This window comes from Vreelandella neptunia (assembly GCF_034479615.1).
Classification (GTDB): domain Bacteria; phylum Pseudomonadota; class Gammaproteobacteria; order Pseudomonadales; family Halomonadaceae; genus Vreelandella; species Vreelandella neptunia.
In genome coordinates, this window is sequence record NZ_CP140255.1 from 4,538,283 (window position 1) to 4,549,926 (window position 11,644).

Consider the following 11,644-nt stretch of genomic DNA (forward strand, 5'->3'; position numbering starts at 1 on the left):
CCTGGCACAGCCGCCAGTGACGAAACGCTGGAACTCACGAGCCTCCCTCCAGCCCAGATGGTCGTGTCCTTGCCCGAAAACGCGTCGGGTTGCCGCAGCCTTGATTTCGCCAGGCACTACGGAAACGGCTGCGATGTCGTGGTCTATGCCACTCAACGTGCACTGGATCGTATGGCCAAGGCTTGCGCCGACAGCAGCGGAAAAACGCTCAGCGCGATGACCATCGCCAATTATTTCAATAACGGACTGTCAGCGTTTCTGCCGTTCTGCGCGACGATGGCTTCGGCGCTGGGGCGCGAACTGCGGTTGGATGATATTGACCGGCAATTTACCGACCACTTCATCGCCCAACTGCGGCAATCGGGTGGTAGCCTCTCGACTCAGAAGAATCGGTACACCTCAACCAAGTCAGTTCTGGCCGAGATGGGACAATCAGGCTGGATTGCCAAAGATATTTTCCCGCGCAATCCTTTCCCGAATTCCAACCGATCAGTGAAGGGCCAGGCTACCCTGAGCGAACCCGAGCGCCGTAGCGTTATGCAGGCGCTGAAAGCCGATATGCAGGCGATTATCAAGGGAAGAGGGCCGCTTACCTCGCAGGAACTTGCCGTTTGCCTGTTGTCCATTGCAGCGCGAACGGGCATCAACCCAACCCCCGCGCTGGAACTCCTGACCGACTGCCTTCAGCCCCATCCCATCAAGGCAGATCGATACGTGCTGGTCAGCTTCAAACGTCGTGGCAACGCCACGCACATCCAGAGTCTCCGTCGCGTCGCTGACATTGAATCGATGGTGTCGGCGCTGCCTGACGTGGCCCGCATCATTGATCTTGTGCGCGAGCGCAACGCCACGCCACGACAAGCGAGCAACTACCCGGAATTACTGTTTGTCTACAAGAGCCGACGCGGGACAAGTGCCGGGGAAATGTGTCGACTGACTCAACGGATACTCGCCCACGGCATAAAGGCATTTCTCAACCGACACCAGATAGCTGATGCTGATGGCGAGCCTCTGAAGCTCAACGTCATGCGCCTGCGCAAGACGTTTGAGAACCGACTGTTTACCCTGTCTGGCCAGGACCCCTTCCTGACAGCAAGGCTTGGTGGTCACACCCCGAAGGTGTCCGACAACCATTATCTTGAGGCCCCAGAAAGCGCCGAAAAAGACTGGCGGCTCATGGGCGAGATCAGGACAGAAGAACTGTTGAACCACGGCAAGGTCGTGTCTCTGCCGACACAGAACACTCCGGTAGCTCGCTGCCGGGACACCTTGAACGGTGAGCGCGCACCCAAGAACGGCGAGCACTGCCAGAAGTTTCTGGCTTGCTTTCGCTGCCGGTCATTCGTTGTGACGGGAGATGATCTGTACCGTGTCTTCAGCCTCTACTGGACGTTGGTTCAGATGCGCCAGGAAATGGGGGGCAGTGCGTGGAAACGGGTTTACGGACACATCATCCGGATCATCGACCTGGAGATCACCCCGCAATTTGAGGCCGAACTGGTGGGCATTCAAAGGCAGCGAGCGAAGGTCGATCCGCACCCCTTCTGGCGTGATCCAGAACGGCTGGAGGATATAGCATGAACGCAGCCGAATTCCGTGCGGAGCAACTCAAAGTCCTGCATGCCGTTCAGGCAGGAGCGATCGTCCCAAGCGCCGCCATCACCTGCATGCGTCTGGAAGACGGCTCTTACCACGTTCTGAGTCGCTACGGTGATGATATATGGACGCTGCCCGACAGCCTTTTCTCTGCAGGAACGAAAAATAACGATAAGAAGCTCAACTTCTTGCGTGTGCCCGTGGCGTTTCGGGAAACGCTGAAAGCCTGCACGGCGCATTACCTGCTGAGCGGGATTGAAGGCCGCAGCCGCCCCAAGGGCAGTACAACACGCAAATTTTTAGGGAATGTGACATCTTTCCTGATCTGGCTTCATGACCATCGCATAGCCCGCCTGAGCGACGTGACGCCGCTGATCAGTCACCAGTATGTGGACTTCTGCAAGGGGCTGAAGGGCCAGAAAGGACAGCCACTTTCAGGTAGCACGCTTGAGGGTCGTTTCTGGGTGGTAGAGACGCTCCATATCCTCAGTCAGCAGTCCGATGACTCCATGCGGCACCCTTGGCCAGAATCGTCAGCAAAGCACCTGGCAGGGTTGACGGGGCAAGGCAATCTTAATAACCAGGAGGCCAAGACCGAAATCATCCCGGATGCTATATTGGGGCCAATGTTCCAGTCGGCGGTTGAGTGGCTGGATCGGGCCGATGAGATCATCAGTGTTCGTGCTCGGGTGGAAGGCTGGAAGTCAGAGGGTCAGAGCCCAAATTTTATTCGACCGCACCTGAAAAAACTCGGCTGGACGGCAAGCGGCATCCGCAAAGCGGAGCAACACCTACAAGCGGCGTGCATGTGCATCATCTTGATCACCAGCGGTATCCGCGTATCCGAATTGTGCTCACTGGAAAATCAGTGCGCGTTCAAAACGCTGGATGAAAAGGGTGAGCCCTTCCACTGGATTCGCGGCACCTCATACAAGACGGGCGCGGGAGCCTGTGAATGGCTTGTGACCGAGATTACCCATCGTGCCCTTGCCGTGATTGAGCGCCTTGCGTGTCTGCTACAAGCGCAACTGGAGCAACGTATTTTCGACCTGCGAACCGGCAGTCCGAAAGATCCCGACATTGCCCGACTGAAGGAGCATGCTCATCGCTTGTTCCTTGCGGTCACCATGAATCAGGAAAATCGGATTGGAACGCTTTCCATAGACTCGGTGGTTACTCGCCTCAATACGTTTGCTGCCCAGTGCGGTTTGGATTGGCGCTTTGCGCCGCATCAGTTCCGGCGCACCTTTGCGGTGTACGCAGCTCACAGCGCCTTTGGCGACCTTCGCTACCTGCGAGACCATTTCAAGCACTGGTCGCTAGACATGACCACTTTGTACGCCATGTCCCGGCTCCAAGATGCCGACCTTTACGACAGCGTGGGCCTGGCTGCACTGAGTATTAAGACCGATCTTCTGGAGCATTGGCTGGAGCCTGATGCCATTTTGGTGGGTGGTGCCGCCGAAACCATCAGGGCCTTCCGCACGAAGAACGAGTCGCTGGCCACCAAGAAGGATCGTGCTGAGATGGCCAAAACGATCAGCCCTCTGGTTCATCTACGAGCTACTGGTGTCGCGTGGTGTACCGCCGATACCGGAGGGTGCAACGGTGGACAGGGCGTTGAAAAAACACGTTGTGCTGAATGTGGCAATGCAGTCATCGATGAGTCACGTAAGGCTGTGTGGCAGGGTATTTATGCTCAGCAGATCGAGTTACGTGACCTCACAGACATTGGGCCTGGAGGAACCGAACGGGTAGCGCGTGACATCAAGCGCTGCGAGGCGGTCCTGAAGGGGCTTGGAGCAACTGAAGAGGACCTGGCTGATGTCGCCACCTGAAGACATTTTCCAACCCCCCACACGGGGCGAATTGACGGCAAAGGCCATACGTCAGGCCATTGTGCGTATAGAGAAAGGCCGCCCCAAGGTGGTCGAGCCGGGGCGTAAGCTCAGCATCCAGTCGGTGGCTGAGGAAGCCGGGGTCAGCCGAGCAACTATTCACAACAATCACCCCGGTCTCGCAGAGCGTATTCGTGAGGCTGGAAATAAGGTTGCCCGAGTACAACGAGATGAGAAGAATACCGAGCTCAAAGAGCTGAGAGCCAAGTACAGAGAACTAAGACAGGAGTATGCTCATGCCCGCGAACTCAATCAAAACATGGCTTCTGAAATGGCTTGTCTAGTCGCGGAAAACCAGCGTCTACGAGCCATCGTGGAGAATAAGAAAGTGGTCGGGTTCCCTTCGAAAAAAGGTAACAGTAATAACGTTCGTTACTGAAAGGTACTCTTGTTGACCGACAAATTTTTGCAGAGGCAGAGCTTATATAAGAGACAAAAGATGCTGGCGGTAATATTCCGAGAAGCTTAGTGTTAGCAATGGAGCCTCAAGAGACAGCATCGTACGCTCGTTAATGTTTTCTGCAGACAGCGGTTGGCTATTATCTGCCGCTGACTCGCCCTCCTCAGTGCGGTTCTTCATTTGATTTGTTCGCGCTTGCTCCAACTGCAGTTTCAGCTTTTGGGTTTGAAATATTGCCTGATCTTCGGGCAAGTCCTCAGCTATTCGCTGCGAGTATTTACGCAGTAGTGGCTCAGCTATTACATAGAGCCACGCTGCGACGTCTGAGTTGTCCATTTTACGTAGAATGCGCCCTAAAACCTGCCGGTAATGCAGTTCCGTTCGAATCCTGCTCAGGTACGCACAAACGCATAATCGTTGTATATCAGTCCCTTCGGAAATCATGCTCACTGCGACAATCCAGCGTGTACTGTTATATCGATATTGGTCAATCAGCTCATGCGCCTTCGGTGTTTGGCTAGTCACCACAACATAGCTTTCACCCTTATGACGCAAAAGCTCAGCGATTTGATGCGCATGTTCAATGTCAGTAGCAACGGCTAGTCCGCCAGCATTAGGCACGCTGTTCCGTTCTTGGTTAAGTCGGTCAATGCCTAGATCTAGCACAGCATTCAGGATGTCGTCGTGTCGCAACAGGTCTTCGTAGCTGATTGGCGACTCACTGAGCAACTGTTGAAATGAGGAAAAAGCTCTTACCGATGCTGTGCTTTCGTTTTCTTCGGTCAAGCGGATCAGTGGGTTATCAATGAGCGTAATTCGTGGTGAGCGGCATACACCGTCTTGAATGGCGGTTTTAAGGTCGTAACGGTAATCGCAAATGAGTTTGCCTTCTGGATCGCTGTAGCGAGCTAATGCGATAGGTAAGTCATCCGAACGCCAAGGTGTCCCCGAAAGTGCTAACGTGTAAGTGGCAGCATTTTGGATACGCTGAATTATTTGCTGGCCCCACGTGTTGCTGAGAAGCGGATCATGGCCTGCGCAATGATGCATCTCATCGAAAATGGTCATTGTGCGATATTCTGTGAATAACGTCCAAAAATCCTCAGGGTGATATTCCATAGATTGGTAGGTATAGGCAGCTCCTACCGACGCAAGCGTATCGCCAAACCGCTGATTCAATACGACGGCAAAGGTACGCTGTATGCCAGCCACAACTTCTCTCGTTGGCGCAAAGCAAATAACAAAATCAATATGTCCTTCTTCAAGGAGCCATCGTGTTATTTCAGCCGCCAGGCGGGTTTTGCCGCTTGCAGGGGTGGCTTGCACGAAAAAGTCGGCATGATCTAAGTAGTGAATCTTTGCTCGCTCTAAGCACTCTGCTTGCCACCTTCGCAGCTTCGTGCTCATGTGCCCCCCAGCCGATGCAGAGATTTCTCTAGAGCACGCACTCGACCAATTAAGCGTGCGCTCCGGTCGTACGCGTCGCGATGATCAACAACGATATTTGGCTTGAGATCCGGATATTCATCCATAAGCTCACGGAACGCCTCGACCTCGCCCAGTGTAGAAAGGAATTCACTTTGCGTTTCTTTTAACTCTTTCTCTAAAGCGAGTTGGCTCACCGCCTTTCTAGCAGTCTTGCTCTGGGCACAGCTGCCTTCTTCCTTTGAGGTTACGGTTGTGCTTGCCGTCTCCCTGGGGGCTGGAGCCACTAGCCGCTGGTGCCATGATTCAAAACTCTCCCCCTCCAGGCACAAGCCTGCTTCTCTTATTGAAGGCAAAACAAAATAGAGCTGATCGCGTTTGCGTTTTTCACGGCCTTTTTCCACCAAGCCAGCGGTGATTAGCTTTTTAATTCTTTCATATATGAAACGCCGCAGATCGGCATGGTGCTTTGCGGCTATACCATATCGCTGTGCGTATTGGTCACGAAGGCTGCGAATAGTGAATTGAGCGTCTTCAGCTTCTAAAAGGAGCTCGAAAATGCGCTCCTCAATCAAAGGAGGGGTGCCAGACATGACCATCACCGTAGGAGAGGTAAAAACGAAATGCGGATTATAGTCCGTGGATAGGTAGGCCGCAACGAAGGATAGTCCCGCCAAAAGGAAATGGGGCGGGTATGGGTGAGCTAGCGGCAATGCTGGGAAGAAACATCAGGGAAAAACGAAGGGAGAAGGGGTACTCACAAGACGCCTTTGCCTTAGCTGCTGGTATCGACCGCAGTTACATAGGAAGAGTCGAACGAGGAGAAGTTAATATCACCGTGGAAAAGTTATATGAGATTGCCGCCGTACTCCAATGTGAGCCAGCCTCTCTTTTACCTACTTAAACGTTTCTGTGAAGGTAAGTGCACAGCGAACGATAAATCTTCCCGTGCGATCAACGGCCTCGATGACATGCTGGGCAGCACCATTTGCATCCATCAACTCTTCCGCCAAACTTCGTTCTTGCAGCCGCTGTTGCCGGGCCGCAGGAAGAATGGATACCCAAAGGCGCACGATTGTGTTCGGCTGGGGGATGAGAACATCCAGTCGTATGGACTTCGTGATTTCCATTCTGGTCTGTATTCACATTCGCGTAGTAACGTGGCATTTTTTCTCTTCTTTTCAATCTGGTGGCAAACAGCGAAGAATTAAGATTCAGTCTTTGCGTAATAACCACATTTGATAGCAATCTGTTGAATTATTATTACCGTTACCATCAGCATATACCTAACATTCCTTACCGGCCAAGAGCTGCCTTTTAGGCGTCTCTGATATACCGCTTCAAGCTGCGGTGCGAAGCGACCGACAGCCTTGGCTTGTTATGCTTACCAAGTCCCCACCTCTTTTTTGTTTGCATCTATAACGCTCCTCATATTTCCATAGATCGAAAAACGAGCGTTTGCAGCTATACGAGCATTCAATTCAGAAACTGCATTTAAACTAACGCCTTCCTTTAAAGAATCCCACTGCGTGGATGTGGCAATAATTAACGCGTAACTTGGCGATATAGGGAATAACATGTCCAAAAATTCTGAGGGCTCGCCTTTCGGCAATACATCATTGTTAGGGTGAATATTTACAATAGGTGAGTCACATGTAATGAAGGGCGTATCCGTAGTATTTTTAATCAACATAAGCTTTTCTTCATGCCGATAGCTATACATAGACCAGCCAATATTTTCTCCTAACATGAAGCATATAAACCACCAATTCTTTTCAGTGAGACGAATAGCTTCATCTCGTGCTGTTGAAGGCGGCATCCTTTTCACCGACAGCTCTAGAAATCGCTCTTTAAGGGCTTTAGTTCGCGTAACTTGATGACCAAGATAAGAATACAAGCCAATACTCACGCTCTTATCCTCTAGAACAGATAAATCTCCTATCGCAAGCCCATCTAAAGCATGCTTTGCACCAGATTCAATACCACAATAATGATTTTCTAGGGTGTTAAACAAAAGGGCATTCTCACATACTTTCAATTCATCGCTTTCGATATAGGAAGCTCTAATTCTCTCTATTGCCCTTGAAGCTTCTAGAAATGGTTCTAGGTGTTTTCTATGTTCTCTCTGGAGAAATTCGGGGGATTTCTTAGACCACTCTAGGATATAGGCGACATCAGCTACATCGAGTACAGATACCTTGTAAAATCCATCTTCCCGACACATCCCTTTAGGGCTATCGTGAGCGACGTTTCCCTTGGTCGTGAGCCAAAATACTTTGTTATCGACAGCCCAGCTTTTTAGATAGTACTCCCATACATAGTGGTGCTTAACTTTTATCTGTTTCCACTTTTCCATGTCCGGAACCTATCTCAAACATAACGTCCAATTGCAGCCGACGCCGAAGGCGGTCGGCTGCAATTGCTTGTTACGTGTTTTACAATGTTGGGTAGGAAAGCTTTTCATTGTAGGACTGCGCTTCATCTTCCCAAATAAGCCGCACAACATGCTTTCTCTTGGTTTTCATATATACAGCTGCAATTAGCTCGACAGATTGATGCCTCTCTAAGCTTTCCAGCGGAAACTTATCTGTCACATCTGAATCGATAACAACATCGTTACCCTCTGGAAACTCTAACCTCACGTTTCTGGCAGTAGCAGCACCCTTATTCCATATTTTTAGCCGATATTTACTGCTCCCCAATTTTATAAAAGATGCACCAAGATCGGCTCGCCTCTCTCTCAGTGAATCTTCGTTCTCTTTCTCCAAAAGGCGATTGTTCAGCTTTTCTTGGCTTTCAACGAGTGATCTTTGCTTCTTATTGAAGCTAACCGTCTGCCAGGTTGCATATGCCGACAGAAGAAATGCCAAACCAGCTATTACATCACCCACATCTATAGAAATCGGCATCACTTGAACCTTATATTCTTGCTTCCAGAAAATGCTTTCTTCAACGATTTACGAACTTCATCAGCAAAATCTTTAGTGATTTCCGTCTTAATTTCAGAGAGATGTTCATCGATATTTTCACTGTTCTCGCGGATTAGTTCATCTTTATTGAATTCTCGCTCACAGGAGGCACATGTCATTACTTGGATGGACTCATCTACACCTTCGTCATATGAAAATTCGGAGCAGCCGCAAGTCGGGCATAACAAACTAACATTTCTATTGTATTTGTCTGATTCCATACGATTTCTCCAAATCGTGAGTACACGTAACAGTATTAGACTGCCCAACCGATGATTAAATAAACATGCTGGCACGTTTTATCCGACAAATACAGCCCACAAAATACGCTATAATTCGTTGATATAATCAAACCCTAATTTTAACTATATTTTTTAACCAGAACTCGCGCGCCTGCTGCATTTCCCGCCATGACCGCTTAGGGTGGTTAGCTCTTACTCATGAACATTCCTTTTCGGCCTGAAGGTGCCTTTTAAGCGACTTTGATATAGCGGTTTAACGCCCTCAGCAACCGCGGCTTTGTAGTGGAGCCGATGGCGGAACGAAAAAGCCGTTGGCTTGCCTGCGAGTGTTAGGCGCTTTGTAGCTACAATTTAGCAAGCTCATCCACTAGCTGTGGGTTTCTCGACATAAATGACACGTATGATCTACCAAGCGACGTCAGCCTGTAATCACAACCTTCTTCGATCATCAGCCCATTACTCACAGGATAGGCCACATATTTTATCCAATCCCAATCGAGCAATGGTTCGCCTACCTGCTCTTTTATCGAAAGGAAATAATGCTCGGCGTCTGCTCTACTTGTGCGGCCACCGTTATTAGCCATTATTGAAAATAAGTTGAACTGCGAGCGAAATAAAACTTTGTTAATATCGAAGTATCGAATTGCGCTCTGAAGAAGTGACACTTCCTGAGCTAGCACATTGACAGTTTCTTCCGGACTAATATTGAGTGCGGCGATATGTGTTTGTATCCCACCAAGTATATCTTCACTAAATTCCGTTTTATGTTCTTCGTGTCGCTGCCTGATGGCCTCTAAGCTCATATTCTCTGGCAAATTAACAGAGTTACCTCCTGAACCCTCAAGAGCTTCTAGTGACTGCTGAGCGGCGACAAATTTCGCCGATACTCCAGATGCAGACGCAGACACCTCTGAGACTGTATTCTTGGAAAAGAATATTTGAATAGATTCAAATATGCCAGTACGAAAGCGAATTCCGATTATTAGCACGGTAATTGGCCATGCAATAGCCTTAATCAGCTCTACTACTAAACTAGGCGCCCAACTGCACAAATTTTCTTCCATGTGATCTCCTATCGCCTAACGCCTCAAACATCGGCGCAGCCATGCTGCGTCCGAGTGCTTTGATTTGTTATACACTGCTACTCCAGTGGTGATGGTAACTCCTCCTCAAACTCGACTAGATCGCTATTTTTGAGGAAAAAGAAAAATGTCGAATCAATCGCAAAAAGAAGTCTTTTTCCTTGATCATAGTCAATCAATGGTGGATTCAATTTTTTCTTAAATTGTAGATGAGAAATGTTGTGGAGAAGGTTGCTTATGTCTCCGGGCCTAACATCTTGAGCTCTATGATGTATCGATTTAATTCCATCAGTAATATCAGCTCTGGAAAGCCCCCCAATAATGCCGTTGTATCCTTTTTGTGCAATTATCCTCACCAAATAGTATGGGAGGTGAAGAGGTGCCTTTTCCTTGCCCTTTGAGTGGGTAACATTTCCAGAAGCCAATAGTTCTAACGCTTGCTGGTGATTTTCTCGATATTCATTGCATTTTTCTTCTAACGCTTCATTTGCGTAAGAGTCGTCCGCTAGATGACGTGCATATCCCTCATGGGTACGATTAACGTCGGCAACTCTACAGTAAACCTTTAGGAGTTCCTGAAGCACACCGATACTGCCAAACGAATTTGCAATGAATGTTAAAACGACACTTTCACTGATTGAGATATTAAGTTCGTGAGATCCTTTTACGATCACTTTCCTAAAGTCGTCTTCAATCCATGGTTCTACAGGTATATCTTCAACCCTATCTGTTAGATCCGGACAAAATGTTCTAAGCCTGTCTTTCTTCCGCCAAACGCCAAGAATTACGAAAACTATCCCTGTTTCTTGGAATGTTCTTAGATCGAATGAAAACTCTCTTTGCCTCTCCTCGTCTAGATAATGGAAATTTTCTAAAATAATTTTCTTTTTGAAATTAATTTTGTGAAGAAGCTCGGAAATATCCTGTGCCACAGATAGATTAAACGGAACTGTCTCGTACGTTTTAGTATTTTTATCTGCAGCACTTATTGTGCCAGAAGCACTTGCCTCTCCTTCGCCAAATAGTAGTATTTTCGCTTTGGCTTTTATACCAACGCTCGTCGAAGCTTTGGTAGATTCTTCATTTTGCGTGCTCGTTTCAATTTCTACTCCGAGCTGCCTCAAGATGCTTGAGTATATATCCGATATATTTGTGCTCGGTGTAAGCCTAACAACAATATTTTCTTCATAAGGCAGATGCCTTGACACTAATGCTGTTTTTCCCTGTTTAGAAGCACCGTATACAACAATGTGGTTCCCACAGGTGAGGGAGTCACTAAATTTTGTGTCGATTTTGTCTCGCTCGATATAGGAGAGAATTTGATTTGGGCTAACTCCAAACACCTCATTTAATTCGGGCATATTCTCAATATTTCCTTGTGTATAACAGTTTTATTCATGCGCATGCGCGTATTTCTGGGAAGCCCCACCTTCCTAAAAGGCACCTAATCTACTGATAAAAAAGGGGTAAATACTATTCTCTCCTAGTAAGGCTCGTTAGCCAATTGCGCATAAACATAAAAGATCTGGTCATAAGCAATTATTTTATATGTATTTCCAAGATTATCTTCCGGCAATACAAGCCTTCACGTTTCAGAACTGACCAGAAAAAACGCATTGTGAGCCAGGGGCTACTATTCTGCTGATGGCCGCTTTGGGTCGTCAACGGACTATTGGGATTTCGCACATCCTTAAGTTGACAGGATCCTAACTAACCCAAGATGTAAGTTAAGTGCAACTCGCGCGGCATGCCTAAGGCGACGTTTAAGGCGTTGCAAAACTTTACTCAGTGGCAGTGACGCGTCCCTGCCTTAGTATCCCTATGACAACCATTGCTATCAGTTCGCCCCCCATGTTCAACCACCTCACCGCTATATGCAGCAGTTGATGCTGAAACGTTACCTGCTCCGAAGAACATACCAGCCAGCATTAGAGCCAATAACACCTTCTTCATGATCGTCTCCTTGTGATTGCTGGCCTACTACCAGCACTACGAGACTAGCATCTATCATGCTGAAGCGAAGCGTACTTTA

13 protein-coding genes are annotated in these 11,644 nt (G+C 48.6%); 4 read left to right on the top strand and 9 right to left on the bottom strand.

All coding sequences use genetic code 11. The features are described from left to right. Positions 1-63 precede the first annotated feature (63 nt). The 3 genes from SR894_RS20930 to SR894_RS20940 are packed head-to-tail and all read left to right on the top strand — an operon-like array spanning position 64 to position 3,873. Positions 64-1,581, top strand: coding sequence for a hypothetical protein (locus SR894_RS20930; protein WP_290280177.1), 1,518 nt, complete (start codon positions 64-66; stop codon positions 1,579-1,581). Further along, positions 1,578-3,434, top strand: a complete 1,857-nt coding sequence (locus tag SR894_RS20935) for a site-specific integrase (protein WP_223288751.1) — start codon at positions 1,578-1,580, stop codon at positions 3,432-3,434. Before SR894_RS20930 ends, SR894_RS20935 begins: the two co-directional genes overlap by 4 nt. Next, positions 3,421-3,873: a hypothetical protein gene (locus tag SR894_RS20940; RefSeq protein WP_223288752.1), complete on the top strand. Its 453-nt coding sequence runs from the start codon at positions 3,421-3,423 to the stop codon at positions 3,871-3,873. Before SR894_RS20935 ends, SR894_RS20940 begins: the two co-directional genes overlap by 14 nt. A gap of 42 nt (positions 3,874-3,915) precedes the next feature. Here the strand turns inward: SR894_RS20940 and SR894_RS20945 are convergent, their stop codons facing one another. Continuing rightward, complete coding sequence (locus tag SR894_RS20945) at positions 3,916-5,301, bottom strand: DEAD/DEAH box helicase (RefSeq protein WP_223288753.1); 1,386 nt, start codon at positions 5,299-5,301, stop codon at positions 3,916-3,918. Next, positions 5,298-5,912 (bottom strand): hypothetical protein, encoded by a 615-nt coding sequence (locus SR894_RS20950; RefSeq protein WP_223288754.1) that lies wholly within the window; start codon positions 5,910-5,912, stop codon positions 5,298-5,300. Before SR894_RS20950 ends, SR894_RS20945 begins: the two co-directional genes overlap by 4 nt. A 119-nt stretch (positions 5,913-6,031) precedes the next feature. Between SR894_RS20950 and SR894_RS20955 the strand changes: the two genes are divergently transcribed. Then, positions 6,032-6,223, top strand: coding sequence for a helix-turn-helix domain-containing protein (locus SR894_RS20955; protein WP_240538785.1), 192 nt, complete (start codon positions 6,032-6,034; stop codon positions 6,221-6,223). On the opposite strand, the gene SR894_RS20960 is transcribed toward SR894_RS20955, so the two are convergent. The 7 genes from SR894_RS20960 to SR894_RS23005 form a co-directional block, all read right to left on the bottom strand. Continuing rightward, entirely contained in the window at positions 6,216-6,392 is a 177-nt protein-coding gene (locus SR894_RS20960; RefSeq protein ID WP_223288755.1) for a hypothetical protein, read from the bottom strand. The two genes, SR894_RS20955 and SR894_RS20960, sit on opposite strands and share 8 nt — an antisense overlap. A gap of 311 nt (positions 6,393-6,703) precedes the next feature. After that, positions 6,704-7,675 carry a DUF4238 domain-containing protein gene (locus tag SR894_RS20965; RefSeq protein ID WP_223288756.1) on the bottom strand — a complete coding sequence of 324 codons (972 nt, stop codon included), beginning with the start codon at positions 7,673-7,675 and terminating at the stop codon, positions 6,704-6,706. A gap of 79 nt (positions 7,676-7,754) precedes the next feature. Beyond that, the gene (locus SR894_RS20970) at positions 7,755-8,228 is read right to left on the bottom strand and encodes a hypothetical protein (protein WP_223288757.1); all 474 of its coding nucleotides are present in this window, start codon (positions 8,226-8,228) and stop codon (positions 7,755-7,757) included. Continuing rightward, positions 8,228-8,509, bottom strand: a complete 282-nt coding sequence (locus SR894_RS20975; RefSeq protein WP_246638236.1) for an ECs_2282 family putative zinc-binding protein — start codon at positions 8,507-8,509, stop codon at positions 8,228-8,230. The genes SR894_RS20970 and SR894_RS20975 overlap by 1 nt, the downstream gene beginning before the upstream one ends. 365 nt (positions 8,510-8,874) lie before the next feature. Then, a complete protein-coding gene (locus SR894_RS20980; RefSeq protein ID WP_223288758.1) occupies positions 8,875-9,594 on the bottom strand; it encodes a hypothetical protein in 720 nt (239 codons plus the stop codon). Between the two features lie 77 nt (positions 9,595-9,671). Beyond that, positions 9,672-10,973: an ATP-binding protein gene (locus SR894_RS20985; RefSeq protein ID WP_223288759.1), complete on the bottom strand. Its 1,302-nt coding sequence runs from the start codon at positions 10,971-10,973 to the stop codon at positions 9,672-9,674. 424 nt (positions 10,974-11,397) lie between these two features. Then, positions 11,398-11,565 carry a YHYH domain-containing protein gene (locus SR894_RS23005; RefSeq protein WP_223288760.1) on the bottom strand — a complete coding sequence of 56 codons (168 nt, stop codon included), beginning with the start codon at positions 11,563-11,565 and terminating at the stop codon, positions 11,398-11,400. Between the last annotated feature and the right edge of the window lie 79 nt (positions 11,566-11,644).

Excerpts from the sequence above, each read along its gene's own strand:
- SR894_RS20945 (WP_223288753.1), bottom strand. The coding sequence starts at position 5,301 with ATGAGCACGAAGCTGCGAAGGTGGCAAGCAGAGTGCTTAGAGCGAGCA.
- SR894_RS20980 (WP_223288758.1), bottom strand. The coding sequence starts at position 9,594 with ATGGAAGAAAATTTGTGCAGTTGGGCGCCTAGTTTAGTAGTAGAGCTG.
- SR894_RS20970 (WP_223288757.1), bottom strand. The coding sequence starts at position 8,228 with ATGCCGATTTCTATAGATGTGGGTGATGTAATAGCTGGTTTGGCATTT.
- SR894_RS20950 (WP_223288754.1), bottom strand. The coding sequence starts at position 5,912 with ATGTCTGGCACCCCTCCTTTGATTGAGGAGCGCATTTTCGAGCTCCTT.
- SR894_RS20965 (WP_223288756.1), bottom strand. The coding sequence starts at position 7,675 with ATGGAAAAGTGGAAACAGATAAAAGTTAAGCACCACTATGTATGGGAG.
- SR894_RS20985 (WP_223288759.1), bottom strand. The coding sequence starts at position 10,973 with ATGCCCGAATTAAATGAGGTGTTTGGAGTTAGCCCAAATCAAATTCTC.
- SR894_RS23005 (WP_223288760.1), bottom strand. The coding sequence starts at position 11,565 with ATGAAGAAGGTGTTATTGGCTCTAATGCTGGCTGGTATGTTCTTCGGA.
- SR894_RS20935 (WP_223288751.1), top strand. The coding sequence starts at position 1,578 with ATGAACGCAGCCGAATTCCGTGCGGAGCAACTCAAAGTCCTGCATGCC.
- SR894_RS20955 (WP_240538785.1), top strand. The coding sequence starts at position 6,032 with ATGCTGGGAAGAAACATCAGGGAAAAACGAAGGGAGAAGGGGTACTCA.
- SR894_RS20975 (WP_246638236.1), bottom strand. The coding sequence starts at position 8,509 with ATGGAATCAGACAAATACAATAGAAATGTTAGTTTGTTATGCCCGACT.
- SR894_RS20940 (WP_223288752.1), top strand. The coding sequence starts at position 3,421 with ATGTCGCCACCTGAAGACATTTTCCAACCCCCCACACGGGGCGAATTG.